Genomic DNA, 22884 nt, shown 5'->3' on the forward strand with positions numbered 1-22884 from the left:
TGATATGGAAATAAATTATTTACAAATGTTAAGGGATAATCCCACTAAATGGGGAACAGATAATATGACTATTCAGCCCTTATCAGAATCTGCTATTTCATCGTTGGAATATATTTATAATGGAGGACAACCTTTTCCAATAGCACTAAAAGAATTGCTGTTTCTTGCAGGTAATTATTGTTATGTGCTTGACTATGGAATTGAAGAAACACGAGAGGAACTTCAGGAATATATAAGGGAAAGCTTAGAAGAAAACAATAAACAAATGTTACATCCATTTTTTGCTATTGATGCATACAATGGTAACGATCAATTTTTATTTGTCTACTTAAATCAGGGTGAAGACCCAGCGGTTTATGAAGCTTTATTTTATAAAGATACAAATTGGTTTTATATGATATCCCCCAAGCTTTCTACATATATATCAAGCCTTATAGAAAGAACAAAACAAGGAAGAAACCCTTTTTGATAATTAATTATGCCAGCAATCACACCCACTATAGCAAGAAGATACTATCCCCGTCTGTCGGAGATAGTATCTGTAGAAGAACTGCCGGAATTCCTTTCTTTTCTACAGGAAGCCTCCAATGCCATTTTTAGCAAAATACATTATAAAAACCTGCAGTACTCTAAAAGCTATAGGGGCGATAGTGCATTTTACAGCCTCGATATAGTTACCAAAGAGCCTTTAGCCCTGCCTTTACCGGGAGGTTTAGAGCTGGTTTTAAACCCCGATGCTTCTAACACAAGCATATCATCGTTTCCGGTAGCTCTCGAATATCAGTGGGAGATACTGGCCTACCTGCACTCATTCAGCCTTGAAAATTTTTCTTTCTCGCTCGAAGCATTTTATACTATTGGCCTTCAGGTTTTCCGTTTAGATGAAAATCAGGTATTTGCGCAGGGGCTCAACTTTTTTACCAGTCCGGCATCAGATAACACCACAAAGTATGAGCAATTAGTTACCGATATTAATAACCGATATACAAATGCAGGCTTTCAATTGCCACAGGAACCAACAGTTGATTCTATTGTACAGGCAATAAGGGCAAACGAGTTTTTGTCGACCCCAAACGAGGTATTATTTAACATCTATATAGTAAACTCTGATACCAATTTAGCGGCAAAAAACTTGCAAAGGTTTTTCAATATTATGGTGCCTCAGGGCATTGAAGCTTACATAAAAAATATAATCACCCCAAAGGCAAAGGCCTCCCTTGGCCTTAGTGCAGGACTAACATTTCCTCGCGAGTATTTACAGCCTGTATATGGGCCTTTAGGTGAGAACCCATTTGGAGATCCGCAGCCGGAACATCCACTTGAAATTATTCCGGCAGAAGATGCCGAAGGCACCCCAAAAGTAACCCTAAAATTTGCCGAGGCCACTTTTTATGCAGATACACAACAGGGGTTAGGCTACGCACTCGACCTGAGTATAGATACAAATACATATGCACAAATAGGTAATACAGGGATTATTATATATATTAATAACTTAAAAATAGATCTCAGTAAAACAACCAATATTCCTGAGGCTGATGCCGATGGCCGCCCTGCAGATTTTACAGGTGTATATGCGCAGCAGCTGGATGTTTACCTCCCAAAAAAGTGGTTTAAAAGTATTCAGGAAGATACTACATTAGCCATTAAAGGCAAAACTATTTTAGTGGGCACTGGCGGGTTTTCGGGCACAATTGCACTGGAAACTTTTGACGGCGGCAACCCTCCCGGAGAAACTGATTATTTATGGTTTAACATAGGTAACGAAAACGGTTTTAAGATAGGCTTCAATGCCTTCGATATTACTTTTAAGCAAAGCAAAGTCATATCCTCCCGTATTAGAGCCGCTTTAGAAGTAAAAAAATTCAAATATCCTTCCACCCACCCTACCCTGGCAGGCCAACCTGTGGAAATTCTTGTTGAGGGCCAGATATTCGACGATGGCGATTTCAGGCTAACAGGTACTGTACAGGACTACCCTATTGTATTTCCGGAAGTATTTAGCTATAATTTAAAAACCGCCGAGCTTGGCCGTGAAGGTGACGATTTTTACCTGGGCACATCGGGTACTTTACAGTTTGAAGGATTTTTAAAAGACAACCTTAATCTTGGCCCTATAGAAATTCAGCGCCTACGCATATACAGCGATGGCTCTATGGAGTTTGCCGGAGGAAGCATCAGCCTGCTTAAGCCTGTTGTATTAGAGCTTGGTCCTGTAGACATAACAGTATCTGCAATACACTATGGTTCGCATCAAAAAGAAGTAAACGGCCACATGCGCAAGTTTAATTATTTTGGCTTTGATGGCGGCCTTAAAGTAGACCCACTTGGCGTCGAAATAAGGGGAGACGGCGTTAAGTTTTATTATTGCACAGATGATGTAGAAGGACAGCCCAAACCCAATTCATATCTGCACATACAAACCCTCTATCTTGACCTTACAATACCTGTAAGCTCTCCGGTAGCAGTAATCAACGGATGGCTTTCTATACCAGACCCCGGAGTATCTAAAGAATATGCAGGCGGGCTCAAATTGCAGTTGCCAAAGGTTGGCATTACCGGCAGTGTCAACATGAAACTAATGCCGAGATATCCAGCTTTTATTCTGGATGCCGAAATAGAATTTCCTGCCCCTATTCCGTTAGGAACTTTTGCAATATACGGTTTCCGTGGACTACTGGGTTACAGGTATGTGGCAGAGAAAGAGGCTATAGGGTTAGTTTCGGGTGTAGACACCTGGTATGACTATTACAAAAAACCGCCACGTGGCATACACGTGCTAAAATTTAGCGGCCCCAACCAAACCTCAAGATATAAAGACCCATTCTCTATTGGGGCGGGAGCTTCTTTGGGAACATCATTCGACAACGGCACCGTAATCAACCTTAAAGTAATGATATTGCTTTCCGTGCCATCATTATTTATGCTTGACGGCAGGGCATCCATACTTTCTGCAAGACTGGGGCTGGAAGATACTAAAGATCCTCCATTCTTTGCCATGGCAGCCATTGGAGACCACTCGCTCGAATTTGGTTTTGGCGCCGACTTTAAAATGCCAACAAGCAGTGGTGCAATACTGGAGCTGTATGCAGATTTGCAGGCCGCTTTCTTCTTTAACGATTCTTCTAAATGGTTTGTGAATCTTGGTACTAAAGAAAAACCTACTGTCGCCAGGATATTGAGCCTTATTACCCTGAAAAGTTACCTTATGCTCTCAGCAAAGGGTATTGAGGCAGGTACAAGAGGTGAATTTGATTTCCAAAGAAATTATGCAGGTATTATAAGGGTACATGCATGGGCTTACATTGAAATAGGCGGTAAAATTAGCTTTGAGAAGCCACAATTTGGCGCTTATCTTGATGCCGGTGTAGGCGCAGATATCAACGTTAAGATTGTACGTTTGTATGCATCAGTACAAATACTATTTTCTGTTGAAGCTGCGAGGCCGTTCCTTATCTATGGCAAATTTATGCTTGCCATAAGGATCAAATTCTTATTCTTTAAATTCAGGTTTAACCATGAGGTAGAGGTACTGTGGGAGAAAAGCAAACATGTTGACAGGGAGCCTATCAGCCCAATGATCAATGCATCAGGACAGGCAAATATTTCCCAGCTTGTAAAAGGAGTTAATATGCTCAGCAACGAGACATTTGAACTTGCCTACCTTGGAGCTGGAATACCAACAGGATTTGATGATAATATTACTAAAAAAATTATCCCGCTTGACACCTATATAGATATAAAAACAGAGAAAGGCTTTTTGCCAGCAGCTGTAGGCAACTTAATAGGAGGTGTTAACAACGCACCATCCCGTTACACAGATTTGGTGCCACCAGATAAAGTAGTGCGGGGCAAAGAATTGCGCCAGGTAAAACACCAATATGCCATAGAATCAATAACAATAAGATCGTGGAAACCGGCTCAAAACGGAAATGCCGGAGAGTGGGTTGATTATCATCCTTACAAGGCAATATATCCTAACCCAAATCCTTCAGATCCTGAACAGACAGCAGCCTATAATAATTTAAAAATCGGTCAGTTTCAAAAATCTGATGGACAATATAATACCATACGTATTTTAGCCACTACCCCTTTTTCTTATACAGAACAGGGAGCTCCCGGATGGTATATACCGGAACAGTACGGGCTTACTTCAGCCTCCCTTTTCTGTGAGACAGACAGATTGTTGCCCATATGTGCAGACTTTTTAAACAAAGATCTTGCACAAATGTATTTTTGTGATGATGCCAACAGTATGTTCTACTCGAACGAAGCAGCCTTTTTGCTTATAGATAAGAACGACGGTGATTTTGCAGAGGTTACAAACCATCCTAACATATTTAATTTTGCACAGTCGCTTGCGTTTAAAAACCAGAATAAGCTTCAGGTAATTGTGCCGCAGCCTTCGGTATACATAAAATTAAGATTGACAAGTGATAGTCAGGGAGTAAGGATAAAATATTATGCACCAATTATAAATGATTCTGCATTAGAAGTACAGCACGGCAATCCCGACCCATTTGCCGCAAACCCAAATGAGCCGTTTACAATAATAGTTGGTGCAAATGCCCTTAATGAACCTGTAATTTACGACCATCCTTCCTGGAATGCTGTAAGCAAGATAATCATTGAGCCTTTATACCCTAACCAGGGTTTAACCGATACTATTACTGAGCAAATAGCGGCTATATATAACCATAATGACCTGGTAAACTCCGGCCTGCTGAATGGGGAGCAGCAATCTGCAACTACGTTGGAAAATCAACTGCAACAAATAATTAATCAGGAGGGCTCTATACAGGTTAATAATTATTTGTATAACAGTACCACTAACCTTTATACCCCGGCTACAGACCCTCAGGATTGGCAAACGTCATGGGATACTGTAACAGGTCACATGCCGGAAGGAAATACAGTGGGCTTTTATTCAGTTGGCAATACCATTTACATAGAGAGCAATCACCAGATTATAGATGTAAACCTTTTACCGGATATTGGAGAAGATTATACGGTTATTAATAATGGCACTTCAGTTATAATTCACGTAGATAATATAAATAATTATTTGAATGCTTTGGGTGAACTGGAATTTGAAATAACACTTTTTGAGGATTGCAAAATAGATACGGCACTATGCGATTTATATGAATCTTTATTACAAATTAGCGAAGAATTTGCAGACCCATCAACAATCACAGCTCCTTTTGGAGATCAACAGCAACTGATGGAGCTGTTTCAAAATACTTTAGGTGAATTCAATAAAGATAATCCGGATTATTCTATAACTAAGGAATTTGGAAAAGAACTAAGCACTATAGATATTTTTGTAACAGTACCTGACAATGAAAGCTATATTGAGGCATATAGTGCTGCAATATCTATACTTTCGGGTATTTCTGCTCAAGGTAATTGTAACTGTAAAGCAACATGTTCAAAAGACAGTGCCATTTGTAATTTGCATAAAACACTTTTGAGCCAATTTGAAAGTTGTATGGCTGCGCCATTACTTATACAAAATAATGATGAATTAAAAGATATCAGAATTTGCGCCGAACAATTGATAGATATGCTAATAAATTTTGATACAGTATATCCTTCTTATAATCTGATTAAAATTTTTGAAAAACAAATATTTATTGTAAAATTATTTATAGAAAAAACAGATATAGTATCCTACGAGTCTGCCCATCCTGCATTGGATTCTCTTATAACACAGTTAGGTATTAAAGGCAATTGCAGCTGTAACGATTGTGACAAAGATGAGTACTTGTGCAGCTTACACGATTCTATAAAAATAATATTTGACAACTGTTTTATAAAACCAAATGAAATAAAAGATAATGTTGCTGACACGATTCCATGTGCAATAGAAATTGCACAAATTATAGACGATTTCATAAAAAAATATCCGCAATATGGCATCAATATAAAATATCCGGAGCTTAATCCAATTATAAAAGACTTCATAAATAACCCAACACTAAAATCTTATACTAGTATTTACAATACTCTTAGCAGCTTAGTTAACTCTCTTATGGAAGAAGGAAAATGTAATTGCGGTGATAGTGATTGTGAAAAAGACGAAACACTTTGCGCCCTTAATGATTATATTTTGCAGGAATTAAAAGACTGCATTACAGATCCTAAAGAAACAGACAAAGATAATTTACCTAAAATAGTTACGTGTACTAAAAACCTTGTTCAACAATTATTTATTTTTAATGAAAAGAACCCCGATTACAAAATATGGGAAAATCTTAGCAAAGAAATAGATGCAATTATCTTATTTAATGATAAACTTTCTGAAGAAACTTATGCAGATGCATATGCTGCTATAAATACTATCGTTGCCTATATTACAGCTGAAGGCCACTGCGATTGTAATGGTGATTGCAAAAAAGACGAAACGCTTTGCGGCCTGAAGGATACATTTGATGAATTACTGGAAAATTGCATTAAAGACCCTAAAGTTGTAAATGAGGGAGATCTTCCGTCAATACGAACCTGTGTAGATAAGCTCTTATCTGAAATAAAATTATTCCAAGAAAAATATCCTCAATATGAAATATATGAAACTTATTATGAAAGAATAAAGGATATAGAATATTTTATTGATAATTTAAAGATTGAGTACTATGTAACTGCATATAATGCAATACTAACTATTGTAGCTGGAATTACAACCCAAGGTGATTGTGATTGTAGTTCCGGCTGTAATTGTGGAGAACATTGCGAAAAAGATGATGAGCTATGCGACTTGCATAATCAGATAATCATGATCGTTAACAACCATATAAAAAATCCTGAAATAATTAAAAAAGAAGACTTTGACGATATTAAGTCTTTCATTTGGCAATTAAAAGAACTAATAGTGCTGTTCGACAAAAATAATCCGGAATACGATATAGCCGAAAGTTTTGAGTTGCAGATGCAAATTATAGCCTATTTTACTTCTTACCCGGAAATAAAGTCTTATGCGGAAGCATATCAAGCAATTCAATATATTTTGGCAGACTTAAGTTTACGTGGTAACTGTACCTGTGGCAATGAAAACAACCAGGACCTTCAGGACCTTTATAGTAATATTTCAGAAATATTAAGCCATTTGCCAACAGGCAGTACTATCACCGATTTTAGCGAACAGGTTAGTTATGTAAACACCATCATAACCCTGATAAACGAATTTAATCAGTCGAATCCGGGGTTTAGTATTACTGAATATATAGAGTGGTATCTTAGTGTGCTTACAGGATTTATAAATAACCCAAGTCAGGAAACTTATAACAATGCCGTAAGCGTTATACAGTACATTTTGGCTTATATTAATCAATTAGGAAATTATCAGTTTGATGTCCTTGAAAATAAAACAATGCTTCATTCTGTATGCTGGCTGTCATTAGAATCTTATGAATTTAATGCCAATATACCCGGGATTGATGCCATTAGAGAAGATACGCAGGCTACAATAGATGGAATTACAAATTATGTACAGCCTGTATGGAGGCCGGATACATCTTACATTATTAACTTTGTACTTACTGATACGGTCGATAACGGCACTATCCATCAGTTCTCTTTCACTTATGGTTTTACAACAGCAGGGCCTGTGGGTTATTTCCACACAAACCCGGCAGCTACTTATAGCGACAAGTCTGTAAAAGCTGGCGAAGCCATATTGATAGAGGGTGATAATGGCCCTGAAAATTACACCGTTACTGAAAATTCTATACTCAATGACGCAGCAGGAAAACTGCGGTATGCAGATGACGGAACCCTTTATCCTGATGAAATAAATAATGCAATAATAGCACATCCTGACAATTATGTACTGACATCTCTGAAACAATATATTGACTATGAAAGGTCTTACCCTAATGCCGACGGGAACCTTCTTATGGCCAAACCTTTGTTTTACAACGATGATACTACCCAGATATACCTGTTTTTTGATAAGGTGTATGCTACTCATTTCTTTAAGACCTGGGAAGCTTATAATGGTAAGCCAGCTATAAACGGCAGGTTAAAGGTGGTTATTAAAGACCCCGTGGAAGGAACTGAAATAATAAACCCACCCTATCTGGATTATAATGAAAACGACATTACAACGGTTCATATTCCGCAAACCATTGAAGAATGGGAAACAGATGAAAACCCGCAAATGCCTTTTGAATTAAACCAATGGATAAGCCTGTACAACTCAAATAACTGTATTATTGTAGGCGGAGACAGGATAATACCTGCTTCAGAATATATCAGTATAGCGTTAAAGCACCTAAAACCTTCTAAACTTTATGGGGCTATTGTAAATAACCTTTACAGTACCGTTGATAACCAGTTTGAAGAACTCTCAGAAACACGCGAAGTACATAGGTTTGTTTTCCGTACATCGAGGTATGCAAACTTTACAGAACAGGTAAACAGCTACTTACTGACAGAGGGGGAAGGCGATGAAACAGTTACCAAAAAAGCGGTCTTTACCATTAGTAAAGAGTTTACGCCACAGCAAATAGACATGGCCTATAAAACCATGACCGGGCAAAGCTACGATGCCGATGCATGGATTACCAACTACCAGCATGCCTACGACAGGATATTTGAAGGTATATTAGGCATAGAGCCCCTTGATGAAGCCATCTCTACCGAGTTTAATATTATTAGGAATTCTGCCGATAATGATAAAGTAATTGCCATTATTGTGCGAAACCCAGAGCCATTTAACAACCCAAGGATGCCGTTAAACAGTGTTGCAGATACATTGCTGGTAATGGCTGAGCAAGTACCAAATAATAGCTATAAAGTTGTTTTTTCTAAAGATTACTCGCAGGCTATAATCATGCATCAGGATTATGTTATCACAGCACCTGAACTTGACTTTAAGTTTACATTTAAAATTTGGGACGGTAACAGGTATGTAATACCTAACATTAACCCTGTTACAAACCAGATTATTGACCCAACCAAGAGGACGGGGATTGTGATGATTACTGATTTAAGTATTTAATTTTAAAAGAAGAAAGAATGTATTTTGCAAAACAGTATAGTGGAGGAGTAAATGGCAATTCAAAAAGAATTAAAGATTTTATTTATAGTGGTTCCTATGAAAGTTATAATAGTGGAATCTCTTATATTGTCATAACGAAACTCACATTAAATGGGGACGTTATATGGCAAAAAAAATATGAACTTGATATTGGGCGGTTAGAATTTCATGGATTTTTTGAGTACGACAATGATGATGTTTTGGTTAAAGCAGTATATGTTAGAGGAGGCTGGCATGCGGGATTATTTTTCATGAGGATAGATGGATCAGGTAATATCCTTTGGAAGAATTTTTTTAAGGCCCTTTGGTATTCTGCTGGTGATTTTAGGAGGGTAGAAGCTGAAACATATGTCATGTGTGGAATTCACATGCAAAGTGGACATGAAGATATTGATTACCCAAGTCAAATGTGTATATTTACTCTCTATGGATCAGGCAATTATACATGTAATGCCGTGGATGCTTTTAATGGCCTTTTTCTTGGCGAGATATTTCCGTTTAATAGTGGCTTTCTTATTTATGGTGTTTCACATTTAGTAGAGTTAGACAGTAATTTTACGGTTGTAAATAAAATTTCTTTCAATGATTGTCATATAACATATGTTGAATATATTGACGGTAAGATTTTTATATATGGACAAACTACAACTGAACCTTTTATTTTCAAATTCGACCAACAGACATACCCAAATTATCCGGTAAATTACCAAATTACAGCAAGAAATATTTTACTAGACAATTTTTGGCAAATCTCCTTTTTTTCCAATCCTTCAGTTAATAGTACTGGAATCATATTTCAGGGACCAGATGAACTATATGCAAAAACTCATATTATAAAATTTGATCATAATCTAAACTTTGTTTGGCATAAAATTTTTGATCTGACTACTTACATGACAATTGATTTGTTAGATGAAGAAGTTATTATAGATAGTAACAATGGTTTAGTATGCAGGCTTGATTTAGATTTTAATAGTTGTAGGACAATTCCTGGAGATTTAACTTTACCTTTAACTGACCTTGCTATAACATTAGACTCAGATTTTGAATTTTCTATTCAGGAACAGATAATCTTTGACGTTTTTAATTATCCTGTGTCTGTTACAGATTTAAATGTAACGGTTACAGAAATTTGTACTTTCGGCTTACCATTACAATTGGGTATAAGTTCAATGCTCCAATCCCCTCACCTCTACCTCCAGGCTGCGGGTTCAACAGGAGTAGACAGTACGAATGGTATCCATTTGAGATGGTTATTTAAAAACGGGCTATCAACCCATTTACCAAAGGCAAATTATGCCACAACTACTGCAAACTTTAATAAGCCAGACGATTATGTAACCATTTATCGCGCGCCCTATACTGAACGTAAAACTACATTGAACCTTGGTGTTACCCCCGCAATTATTAATGAAGCGGCACAGTCATGGCAATATACAGTAGATGGTAAACTGTTTTATGTAAATTTTAAAACTACGGCAGCTTACACACAGGTAAGTGCTTCGGTAAACCCTTACAGTAACCCACAATTATTCATACAAAATTATACTGCCCTAAACGGCGTGCTGGAAATAGAAAATAAAAATCAGCTTAGCCTGGCAGTAACGCCGCGTTTTTCATCAGTGACATCTACTTCGGTTAAAATAGAACTGCTTTCAGTAGAAGAAAATAAAATAACAGCCCCTAAAAGGGTAACCTACAGGAAGGCGTTAAATAACTCTTCTGACACCAAACTTTTTAGCGAAAATATAAGGAGCATCAGGATGCAATGCTCTAATACCTACCCGATATCTATAGATTTTGAATTGTATACCGACCTTATAGCTGGTGTAAATAATACCACGGGGTGGGTACTGCTTGGGGAGCATGCCCTGACATTAGATACACCTGAAGCTTTTGAAAGGCTGGAACCACAACCCGGCATGGTGCATGGCACCTGGAAAAGGTATAATGACGGTTCGTTTGTAAATACGGCTAACTATCAAAGCAAATGGAACGGCCTTGACGAAGAAGCTGAAGACAGCATACGGCTTGCAGTAGAAAAATATATCGCGCTTAGCGACAATGCTGATAATCCTGAAGCAATAGAAACCTATAGCTATGATGCGGTAGAGGGCACTGACCCACAACAGGAGGAGGCATCAGAATTTCAGGTGTCGAATTTGTCATTGTTAAACATTACTTCGCTGGATTATCATATAGCCCGTATGCTTGGCCTTGGTGTGCTGGATACTGAAAGCGATATAATGGGCGGCCGGCATGTGTATGTGGCAAAGTACACCACTTTTGGCGACCTTGATGATGGACTTGGCGCACGCGAAGTAGAACACCTTTACTGCTCTTTGCCTACCTCACGTCAGGACGAAAGGCTGCCCTTACCGGTAGACCTTAAGGTGCCCGTTCCGGGTATATTTACCAGTAATTTTATAGAATCATCAGCAAGTATTACAGACGCCGAAGGTTATTCTCCCGATGGTAAAACACGCTTTATTACCCTGTTTAATGAAAGTCTGCCTGATGAGTCAGATAATATTACCTTCTTTGCGAGTACAAGAGAATTTTCACTCGCATTAAATACCATGCCGGTATATGCCGGTATAGAATACAGAAAGATGTCAGATACAGAATGGAGGAAGCCCGAACTTTCCTATGATTATGTTTATGAGAATATTGATGCTACAGTTACTGACGGTTTTAAAAAGAAAGAAACATTATCAATAGTTATTCCTGAGCCGGGCAACCCATTATTTGTACACCGTGAAAAACAAACAGGATGGCATACTTACAGCTCTTATGGTATAAACTGGTTTAGCAGGGCCGTATCGAGTGCCACAACCCATAACATTGAAACCATTATAAAACCAAGTAATGAATTACTGCCGCCAAGCGGTTTAAATGTTGCGCTGATACAGGAGGAAGGGCCGTTGCTGCTTACCAGCGCTTCGGAACAGGGAATGCTAAGTGAACTAAATGAGAATGAAAACATTACCGACAAGACACTCGTACGGATTACATTTGAATACAACCATGCACAGGAATTAATTAGCTATCATAAAAAGATAGGTAACGAATATAATCCAGGCTTTGTAGAATTACCAAATGAAGATGAGCCCTTTGCCACAGAACTGCAAATATTTTTCAGGGACAGGGTTCCGGGGACTGTTTCCGGAATGACAGGAACAATAAGCTACAACAGTAACCCACTTTTAATAAATGTAGATACGCAGCCTTATATTTTAAACAGCACTGCAGACCCATACAATCCGGCAGAGCCTGCACAGTCGGTTATCCCTGTTATCCCTGCAGGTGCTGAGATAAATTATACAGGAAGTGTAATGCTTGTAGAGGGCAATGAATATATTATACATTCAATAGATAATACTTTAGCATATCCAAGGTTTACTGTGTTTAAAAGAACCAATGCAGGTACGGTAAATACTGAGGATGACAGTATATTGCCGGACAGCCCCCTTGTTCCTGAAGAGGGAAGCCTGTTTTTAATTGTAGAAAACATGCAATCGCTTAGCTCCTGGAACGGCACGGCAAACAATAAGCCTTTAGCCTTAAAGGTGGATATTGAGCATACTTTAATTCATAATGAAGATGTAATCATTACAAACATGGAAGGTGTACAGGAAACACACCTGCAAAAATTTAGGGGGGTGTACAGCCAGGCTGTAATAAATAAAGTTTTTGAAAATGTAGAAATTTATCCCACAGATAGTAATGAGCCTGTTATTGAGAGTAGGCATTTAGGGCTTTATGAAGTAACGTTCACTGATTTTTCAATGCCGCAACATGACCAGTACAGTGGTGCCATAGGAGATGATTCGGTAGAGTTTTACAATGGTGTGGTACGCATACATACCTACAGTAATCCGGAAGGGATAAGAAAAGAGTTTAAGGTAGTTAATACTGAGAATATCGGTTCGGAGACTTTAGACCTTAAACTTTATATTTCAGACCTAACCTTTAGTGAAAGTTCTGACTATAATGGCAGGCTTATGCCTGAAGAAATAAACAGTATAAGCCAGGAAATTAATTATTACCCCGGCTATAAGGTCTATTTACATTCAGATGCTTCGCATAACCTTACCGAACCCTATATTTTACCAGGCGAGGATGAAGACATGCACTATTCAGTCTTTAGTTTAAGGAGCCATAATAGTGATATTACTCCGTCTCATTTTTCGCAATTATCTATGCCTGCCCTAATGTTCGCCAGAAAATTTGAAGAGCCATTAGCCCCTCAAAAGCCACTTGGTGGGCTATATGCCACACGCCCTGATTTTTTTGGGAAGTCAACTTATACCTTCACAACAGATTACGACCATAAGCCATACTCTGTACAATTTAACAGGACCAGTGATGTACAAATCTTAATGTCTATCTATAACCATAACATAACAGGCGAAAATACCCTGTCTACGCTTGATACTGTTATGGACATCATTTTCATGAAAGGCGAAAGCCCTAATTATATGGAACGCTGGCAGGATTTTTTAAGTTTTGATTATCAGGATGATGTTTTTGCCGATTTTGACGGTATAAGCCTCCCTATGCCTGATAACCCTAAATTTTACAGGGCAATAAATGAGTTTATAGCAGACCATAACCGTTACTATAACAACCTGCCGCAGCCGGTACCGCTTCTTAATGAAAACCAACCAGTTAGCAATTTAGGGATTATTGTTATTCCACAAATTAATCTACCTGATGGAACTGTAAGGAATGGTGAACTTACTATAAAAGATTTTATTAAAGAAACTGTTTATAACACTTTTGTGCCGCTTACAGAGGTACCCATTATATACAACCATATTAAAGGCATTTCCTATATACCTGTACCAAAAAAACAGGTAGTGCGGGACAGAAATGGCAACCTTTTAAAACCGGAGCATGCAGACTTTGACATGGCGCCTATGATGAAAAGGTTGTCTGCAGCTGCTTATGAAACTCAGTTTACTGATTTTGCACTGGACGGGGCATCTAATTCAAAATATTTTTATGCTGCAAGGGAAATTAACCTGCAAATGAAAACCAGCCCCTATAGTGCAATACTTGGGCCGATAAGTCTTGTCAATACTAATCCCCCGCCATCGCCTGAAATTATTAAGGTTTTATCGGTTTTAGAAAACAGGGTATTAGGAATCAACCCTGCCATACAGTTTGAAATCAATGCATACCCTGAAGTACAGAATATACGCAAGATTACTATTTACAGGACAAAAAGCAAAGCAGATTCGTTATCAATTCGCAGTATGGAAGCTGTAAAGGTTATTGACCTTGAAACAGAGGGGATGCCTGCTTTAAATACCTGGGTATTTACAGATGATTTTGCCGACCTGCCTTTGGTGCCGTATGGTGATATACTGTATTACAGAGTAACGGTTTCAAGGATTACAAAATATAATGACAGTAGTGGGCAGTTGATTGTAGATTATGTGCCTTCAGAGGCTTCAAATGCTGTTATAACAAATATTGTAAACAATTACCTCCCTGAATCGCCTGTGGTTTCCTACTATTCTGAGCCTTTAAGCCAGCAGGAACTTAGGTTTGTTACTCTTTCATGGCCGCAAACTGTTTATAATGGTAAATACCATATTTACAGGATGAACAATCAGGGTAATTGGGAAAAAATATCAGAGATAGTTTCAAATCTCCCTTTACTTTATTACCCTTTAGGAAATTTAGCTGTTGTCGACAGTTTAGGAACGCCTATATATTATCATTATAAAGTACTTGCCGAAAATTTTTCGGGTATGTTAAGCACTAAAGAAAACATACTCTCAATTTATGATGAAGCCACTTGGCAGGATATAGGGGGCATTGGCACTATGATAATCGGGGGCACATTTACAATCAGATAAAAGATTTAAGGTTAATACATATAATCATGGAAAATAGAGAAACATTAAAAGGATATTTTAATACAGGCGACAGGCCAGGAGAACAGGAATTTGCAGACCTGATAGAAAAAACTGTAAACATTATCGACGATAAAGCAACAGTTTTAGAGGCAGAAGAAGGTACTAATGATATTAAATTTGTTACACCGTTAGGTGTAAAAGAGTCCATATTGCATAATGTGCCTTCAGCATCACAAACGGTAAAAGGGCTTATAGAAATCGCCACGATTGCCGAAATAGAAATCGGCACAGATACACTAAGGGCAGTCACATCGGCTGGTGCTAAAGCTTCAGTTATAAAATGGGCTCCGGTAAAAACTGTAAATGGGGTTATTCCTAATACAACTACAGGAGATGTTGCATTAGGTCTTGAAGATACCGGTTGGCAAACAATAAGTACTTTCTCAAATTCAACTTCGGCTCTTGACGCTGTTAACTCTGTGAGATACAGGAGAAAAAATGGAGTGGTTTTTTTAGATGGCAAAATAAAGGGTGGAACTGCTCAGGACGGCACAACCACAGGGCTTGCCTTATTTACACTGCCCTCGGGGTATAGGCCGGCACGCAAAACCTCATTTACAGTTATTAAAGCAGATAGCTCATCAATATTCAATGTAGGGCGTATTGACATTGACAGCACAGGCACTGTTTATGGCGTTTTGTATAGTACCGTATGGAACAATCTTTCAGACATTTCATTTTTAATTTAATATTATGATAGTTCTATTAGATAACGGTCATGGTGGATTAATTAATGGTACCTACCAAACTCCAGGTAAAAGAAGCCCTATATGGCAGGATGGAACCCAGTTATTTGAGGGTGAGTTTAACAGGGCTATAGTAAATGGTATCATAGAACAGCTAACCGCCCTTAAAATACCTTATGTAAATATAGCCCCTGAATATACAGATGTAACGTTGGAAGAACGTGTAAAGCGCGCAAATGCGTATGCAAACATGCCATCTGTTTATATCAGTATCCACTCAAATGCCGGGGGCGGTAAAGGCAGCGAAATTTTTACTACTAAAGGGCAAACAAAAAGCGACTTGGTGGCAACCATATTTGCACGGGTTTATAAAGAAGTTTTTCCGGACAGGGTATTCCGGGCAGACAACTCAGACGGAGATCCGGATAAAGAAAGTAATTTTTATGTACTGAAAAACACATCGATGCCAGCTGTATTAACAGAGAATTTTTTTATGGATAATGAGGAGGAATGCAAAAACCTGCTGATGACCAATATTGGCCGGAAACGCATTATAGACTATCATGTCAAAAGTATTATTGCTATAAAGGAAGAGCTATTTTAGATACTAATTTTATTGTAAAACAACTAAGTATTAAGTCTGTTAAAATAAAGATTATGATTGGAAAGTTTTTTATAAAAGTCCCACCTAGAGCTAAGTACCGTTTGTGTATTATATGATTACCTAAAAAAGTACATTTGTACCATACAAGTAAATTGACTGAAGCGGATTTTAGCGAAAAATACATATAGTCAAAAAGGTTTCATAAAAATGAGATCTTTTTGGCTACCTATTTTGCAATACGCATTTGTAACACATAGTTGATAAACGGTATAATGAAGTAGTGAATAATCCTGTCTACTTGGATAAAATCTCTCAACATCAATCAAAAACCCGCAAATAATTACTATTTGCGGGTTTTTTGTTTTTATTTCATGTCACTAAATACCAAAGAATATCAATCTGAATATGAGCAATTGCGTGAGCCCTTTTTGATTGCCAAAAAAACATTCACAAAAACAGGTTTAAAAATAGTTATAGTTTACACCCTAAATCAAGGTTGATCAGTACTTGGCTACCTTAACAATGAAAAATGCGACCTAAATTCGTGCTGAAGATCATTTTGGGTGTAAAGCAGCATAAACCAATAATCTGTAGCGGGGAGTTCATGCCCGTTGTATGTACCATCCCAGCCTTTTTCATAAGGCTTTACCGAGGTAATTAATTTACCATACCTGTCAAAAATATAAATTAACGCTGTCCTGTCTTTTCGCAGGTCATAAATATTCCAGTAGTCATTTATACCATCTTCATTAGGGGTAAAAAACTTAGGATAGTCAAATGGTAATGGCAGGGGCAGTACTTCAACCAAAATTTCGGTCAGGCTGCTTTCGCAGCCATTAATGGTTTGAGACACATAATATGCCACTTTGCCCACAGCATTGGTTTTAGGCACCGGGGTTAATGCTAAAACTACATTATTACTGCTGTACCATGTTAAACTGCTGCCCATAGCCGTTAAAGGCTGTGCTTCATCTCCCTGATTATAAACAACAGGCGAAACTACACCTGGTGGGGCTGGCTGGCCTGTAACGCTTACCTGTATGGCCGCCCTAATGCTTTCGCAACCATTAATGGTTTGGCTTACATAAAATGTTTTCATGCCCGGGAGAGTAATTTGCGGTATGGGCGCCACTGACGATGGTGTACCCCCTGTTTGCACTTCATACCATAACAAATTACTGCCCGTTGCTGTAAGGGGCAAAGTAGTGCTATACTGGCAGTAAGATAATCGCGACACTACTGTGGGTGCAGGTGGCATTGGACTAATGGTAATCTCTACAGGAATACGTTGGCTCTCGCATCCATTAATGGTTTGACTTACATAAAATACGGTTTCGCCTAAAACAGATGTATCGGGAACAGGCGCGACTGCACTGCCCGTGCCACCGGTTTGCATTGTATACCATAGCAGATTATCCCCAACTGCGGTTAAAGGTAAAGCAAAGGCGTTTTCACAGTAGCTTAAGGGTGATACCAAAGGCGGCGACGTAATTGTTGCTGCGTTTATTACAACTTCAACAACTTCAGATTCGCAACCTAAATTATTTTTTGTACTGACAAGGTACGTGCCTGGCAAAAGGTTATCTTTAAAACTTTGGGTGCTCCAGGTTGTGCCGCCGTCAAAACTATATAAAGCCGAGACAGTGGTTACAGTAATTATCCCAAAACGCACATTACACCCTGGTTGTAAAACATTTAGCTGAGGAATTTGTGGCATTCCGGGCGCAGTGTTTATCGTTACAACAGCATCTGGAGACTGGCAACCTGCCGCGTTTTTTATTTTTACCCTATAAATTCCCGGCGGTAGTGGCCCAGATGTATTGCCTGCCCCCCAGGTTAGTCCATTATCAAAGCTATACTGGGCTGCCGGGGTGACCATTGTTATAATGCCCGTTTGAGACAGGCAGGAAGAAGGCTGCTGCACCGATGCTATCGGTGCATTGGGTAATGTTTCGGCAGGGGCGATAAATTCAAATGATGGGTAGGAGGTGCATCCATTGGTATCTTTAACTACCATTTCATAATAACCTATTCCAAGATTTTCTAAGGTGGGGCTGTCCTGCCAGGTCCTGCCACCATCAAAACTGTACTGGGTTGCATGGGTTATTATGGTAAGGCTGCCATCGGTGGTGCAATTGGGCTGTACTGCTCTGTAATCGGGTGCCGGACTGAAAAAATTGTTTATATGCACAAAAACAGGAAGCGATATACAGCCATCCTGATTTTTTATCCTTAGATTAAAATAGCCTCCGGTAATTCCTGACAACATGGGGCCATCCTGCCAGGTAAACCCATTATCAAAGCTATATTGCTGTGCGGTAGTGGTAATTGTAATACTTCCTCCATTAGCACAATCCTGTGGCTGCCGAACCGCAAACGCAGGTGCCGCCAATGTAAATTCTGTAACTTCTACATAAGCCGGATATGAAACACAACCCTCTGCATTTTTTATCCTTACACTGTAAAATCCGGGCAGGAGATTATGCGCTGTATGGTTATCTGTCCATGTAATACCGTTGTCAAAACTGTAAAAGGGTGCGGGTGTATTTACTGTAATAGCCCCTGTGCCCGGAACACATACAGGAACTGTAAAGGCTTGGGGAGCATTTATATCAGAATTTATTTCGGCATAGGCAATATAACAACCAGCCCCATCTGTTATCCTTAGTGCATAAGTACCATAAGCACTGCTTCCCTGCCCTACCCTATAAGTATTTTGTGTAGCTCCAATAATGGCTACGCCGTTTTTATACCATTGGTATTGTGCTGTGCTGCTCAGGGGCTGAGATGGCTGCGCAAGCAACTCAAGGTCATTGCTGCATAGCGAGCCTGCCTTCACTATATCTAAGCCAAACTCCAGGTTTGAATTCAGTATAAGGTTGTCAAAGAAAAAATAAGGGTAGCAGCTTACCATGTCATCGGGATGCCAAACAGGGTAACCGTCAGGCAAAACTTCGGGGGCACCCAATATAATGGCCCCAATATCGGTTTCAGGCGTAAAGGTTAGGGTAACAAGCCCCCATTGCGATGCCGGGGTGTACAAAGCACTGCCGAGAACTTTCCAGTTTGGGTCGTCTGTAGGGGCATCAGTAGTATTTTGTGCCGGAAGAGCGTTGCAGTTTACGGTACCAAAAAGCGTTAAGGCCAAAGGCTGATAAATACTTACATCAGAATCACAGCCCGGAGGGCCAACTTTTACAGATGCCACATTAAACGTAAGCCTGTACTGTGTACCAGCGCGCAATGCCTCAGGCAGGCAGGTGCCAAAATATTCTTTATAGCCGTTTTCTACAATAATTCCCGCTATACCATTACCAGCGGGGAAAGGTACCACAGATGCCGATGCGCCTAAATACCCGCAGGTATTAAAATAATCTGTGGTGGCAGATGATGTGTTGCCTACAGTAGCCTGTACCCATGGAGCCGCAAGATGCATCTGGCTCAGGTAGTCCGGGCAGGCTGTGTATCCTTCAAAAGAATGGTTGGGCAGTAAAGAGGCCACCTGTGGCTGGTTGCAAATACAGTCAGGATCATTAAGGTCGGTGTAGCCATCGCCGTCGTCATCTATACCGTTGGTGCATATTTCGGCAGTGCTGCCTGCCTGTGCATAAACCTGCCCTGCAGGCAAACACAAAATGAATATGCCCCACAGCAAACAAAGTTTTTTCATTATTCCTGCCTGTTTATATAAACCCAGCCTGTTTTGGGGTTAGTTTCTTTAAAGTAAATTACATAATAGTAAGTGCCTGTTGGAAGCTCTTTGCCGCTGCTGTCCCGCCCGTCCCATTCTTTAACGTAGTTCGCCCTATCATAAACCTTCAGTCCGTAACGGTTAAAAATTTCTAATTTGTTAATGGCAGGCTGCCTGCTAAGATCAAAAAAGTTGTTGAATGCGTCGCCGTTTGGCGATATGCCTTTGGGTATTTTATCAAACAGGCATGTAGGGCAAATAACATCGGTATCGGTAGACTGGTTGTTTGCAGTTTCTGCATCGCTCGTAGCACTGCTTACGGTTGCTGTATTAACCAGGCTACTTTCGGAGCTTGCAGGGATGCTTACCATTACAGTATATGTTATGCTCTGCCCATTACGCAACAAGGGTATAATGTCATCTAATTCACCTAAAACCTCCGGCTCGTTGCCAATGGTCCAGCTCATAGTGGTTATTCCCTGCGGCATTAAATCCTGCACCTGCACCCGGCTTGCGTCAGATGGGCCATTGTTGGTAACTGTAATGGTGTACGTTGTTGTGCTGCCAGGGATGTATGTATCCTGATTATTGGTCTTGGTAATGCTAAGGTCGGCCCGGGAAACTATAGGTGTAACAGTCCTATCGTTAACTGCAGGTGTAGAAGGATCATCTGAATTTGCCCTTACAAATATCTGGTTATAGCTCTCGCCAATAACCGTAGCCTGGTTAACCACCCTACCTGCCGCAACATCTGCTGCCGTTATGGTGTGGGCAGCCGTTGCAGTTACACTTTGCCCTGGCAAGAGGCTTGCAACCTGAGAAGGAGATATACTGCCCGGATTTGCATTGCTGTCGGCAATAACTATATTGTAAACGGGTACATTGCCTGTATTGGTAAGGGTGAGGTTGTATTGTATTATGTCGCCCTCATTATAATAAACAGCGTTTTGTGCCAATTTGCTTAAATAAAGTTTGGCATTTGGCGTGACGGATGAGGTGTTATTGGTTAAATCCGTATCATTATTAGCTCCGGTAATTGTAGCGGTATTAGTATGGTTGCCCGTTGGGTTAACCACGGCCGTTATTTCTAAAGTTACAGGGGTGTTAACAGCAAGGCTGCCAATGTTCCATATACCTGTAGCTGAACTATAACTACCTGTTTGGGCAGTTGCAGATGTATAGGTGTAGCCCGATGGCAGAAGGTCGGTCACAGTGGCCTGCGCATCAGTATAAGGGCCAAGGTTTGTGGCTGTAATCCTAAAGGTTATCTGTCCGTTCGTAACCCCTGTAATTTCTTTAACCACCTGGAGGTTGCTGCACACGGTTACGGCAACCCGGGCAGAAGGGCTGGTAATGCCGCAGGGCAAAGTAGTTGTAACCGAATAATTTCCGCTGACTGCAGGTGTGTATTGTTGGGCGGTGGCACCCACTATGGCCACACCGTCTAAATACCATTGATAAGGTTCCAACCCCGGTGTGGCATTTATTACTGTATCGCAGCCTGCTGTATTTGTAATAACGGGCAATGGCGGAGGTAAATTAAAATGGGTAAATAAATTTATCATTGAATGGGATGCCCCGCTTTCTATAATTGCCGCATTGATTTTTGCATTAGATGTAAAAACATAGTCGGCCGCGTTATTCAGTATAGTTGTACTAAAGCGTATAAGATAGTAGCCCGTGTTGCCTATGCGCACCCTAAAGGCCGCTGTAGTAGTTTCTATATCGGTGCCATTAATTAAAACAGGTTCTGTAGGACTTTCTGTAATTATATAGCCAAAAGCTTCAAGTCCTGCATTATTATAATCAGTAAAACGATGAAGTGTAAACGAATTCGCACCTGTGCAATCTCCTACAGGTAAAGCCACATAAGTGTCTACTTCGCAACCGCTTGCAACCCCGGCATACACAATTACCGGCTTGTTAGAAATTATATGCGATGTTGAGTATTGCGTTGCATCGTCTCCGTTTTGAAAAGTAATATAATCGCCGCTGTTGGCAAGTGTGTGTGTGGTGGTACCCATAACCGTGCCATCGGCATTATTGTGCGTAAGCAGCACTGTTGTTCCTGCCTGCGATGCTATAATGGTACTTTGCTCTGGGCCGTTAGCAGCAGTGCCACCACCACCTGTACCCCTAACAATTATATATTGTTTCCCTAAGCTTTGCACAGGCAGTATTTGCGTGCCAACCCCATCTGAACACACTACCGGGCTGTCTGCATAAGCACCTGCATTTGCCACTATTGGGTTATTGGCCGTAAGGCTGCTGCCCATGGGCGCATTAAAAAGGTAGCTTTGCCCTGCATTAAGTGTAATCAGGGCAACGTTGTTTAACTGCACCTGTGTATTATTTTGTGTTGCCATAACACTGTACAGCGGCGCACCGCCTGATAATCCTCTAAAATCTGATCGGTAATACCCTAAAAAAAATGCTGTACCTAAGCCTTCATTACCATAGCTAAGCATGGCAGCGTTGCCTTTTATAAAGTCGCCACTATCGTTGCCGGTAGCACTATTGGCATCTGAGGCTACATTGCGCATGCTAACCGATACGCGTGCCGTAGCACTTACAATAAGCCCCCTGTCGTTATAAAGCGTGTTGGGCCAGTTTTTGGGCACTATGCCTGCAATTCCGCTAAACCTGTACACCGCAGGCTGTGTAGCCGTTAGGCTAAGTGTTGTAATCTCCGCGCCGTTGCTTTTGTACAAAACAGCCGTTACCGTACCCTGTTCCTGTGTTGTAACCACAATTTCGTTCGCATCGCTCCAGTACTGCCACGGAGAGGGTGCAATATGGTGCTGTACAGCATACTGTGCGTGTGTATTGATACAGCATAAAGTTACCAATACAACACATAATAGTTTTATAATTTTCATGGCAGGATAGATAGCGTTTGCATAAAGGAAAATGCCCTGATGTATCAAGGCACT

The 22884-nt window shown here is 40.0% G+C and carries 7 protein-coding genes; 5 read left to right on the plus strand and 2 right to left on the minus strand.

The window, feature by feature from the left end; translation table 11 throughout:
• The first annotated feature begins 4 nt into the window (after positions 1–4).
• Genes GR160_RS13880 through GR160_RS13900 form a run of 5 tightly spaced genes read left to right on the plus strand, consistent with a single transcriptional unit; the run spans position 5 to position 16260 of the window.
• On the plus strand, positions 5–469 hold the full coding sequence (locus GR160_RS13880) for a hypothetical protein (protein ID WP_160750489.1): 465 nt from the start codon (positions 5–7) through the stop codon (positions 467–469).
• A gap of 9 nt (positions 470–478) precedes the next feature.
• On the plus strand, positions 479–9001 hold the full coding sequence (locus GR160_RS13885) for a hypothetical protein (protein WP_160750490.1): 8523 nt from the start codon (positions 479–481) through the stop codon (positions 8999–9001).
• Between the two features lie 17 nt (positions 9002–9018).
• Positions 9019–14910, plus strand: coding sequence for a hypothetical protein (locus tag GR160_RS13890; RefSeq protein WP_160750491.1), 5892 nt, complete (start codon positions 9019–9021; stop codon positions 14908–14910).
• Between the two features lie 26 nt (positions 14911–14936).
• The gene (locus tag GR160_RS13895; protein WP_160750492.1) at positions 14937–15659 is read left to right on the plus strand and encodes a hypothetical protein; all 723 of its coding nucleotides are present in this window, start codon (positions 14937–14939) and stop codon (positions 15657–15659) included.
• A gap of 4 nt (positions 15660–15663) precedes the next feature.
• Positions 15664–16260 carry an N-acetylmuramoyl-L-alanine amidase gene (locus GR160_RS13900; protein WP_160750493.1) on the plus strand — a complete coding sequence of 199 codons (597 nt, stop codon included), beginning with the start codon at positions 15664–15666 and terminating at the stop codon, positions 16258–16260.
• 511 nt (positions 16261–16771) lie between these two features.
• On the opposite strand, the gene GR160_RS13905 is transcribed toward GR160_RS13900, so the two are convergent.
• Together GR160_RS13905 and GR160_RS13910 are read right to left on the minus strand one after the other, a co-directional pair.
• Entirely contained in the window at positions 16772–19930 is a 3159-nt protein-coding gene (locus tag GR160_RS13905) for a T9SS type B sorting domain-containing protein (RefSeq protein ID WP_160750494.1), read from the minus strand.
• Entirely contained in the window at positions 19930–22830 is a 2901-nt protein-coding gene (locus GR160_RS13910; RefSeq protein ID WP_160750495.1) for a gliding motility-associated C-terminal domain-containing protein, read from the minus strand. Before GR160_RS13910 ends, GR160_RS13905 begins: the two co-directional genes overlap by 1 nt.
• Between the last annotated feature and the right edge of the window lie 54 nt (positions 22831–22884).

Origin of the sequence: Flavobacterium sp. Sd200 (assembly GCF_009826935.1) — a bacterium.
Lineage (GTDB): Bacteria > Bacteroidota > Bacteroidia > Flavobacteriales > Flavobacteriaceae > Flavobacterium.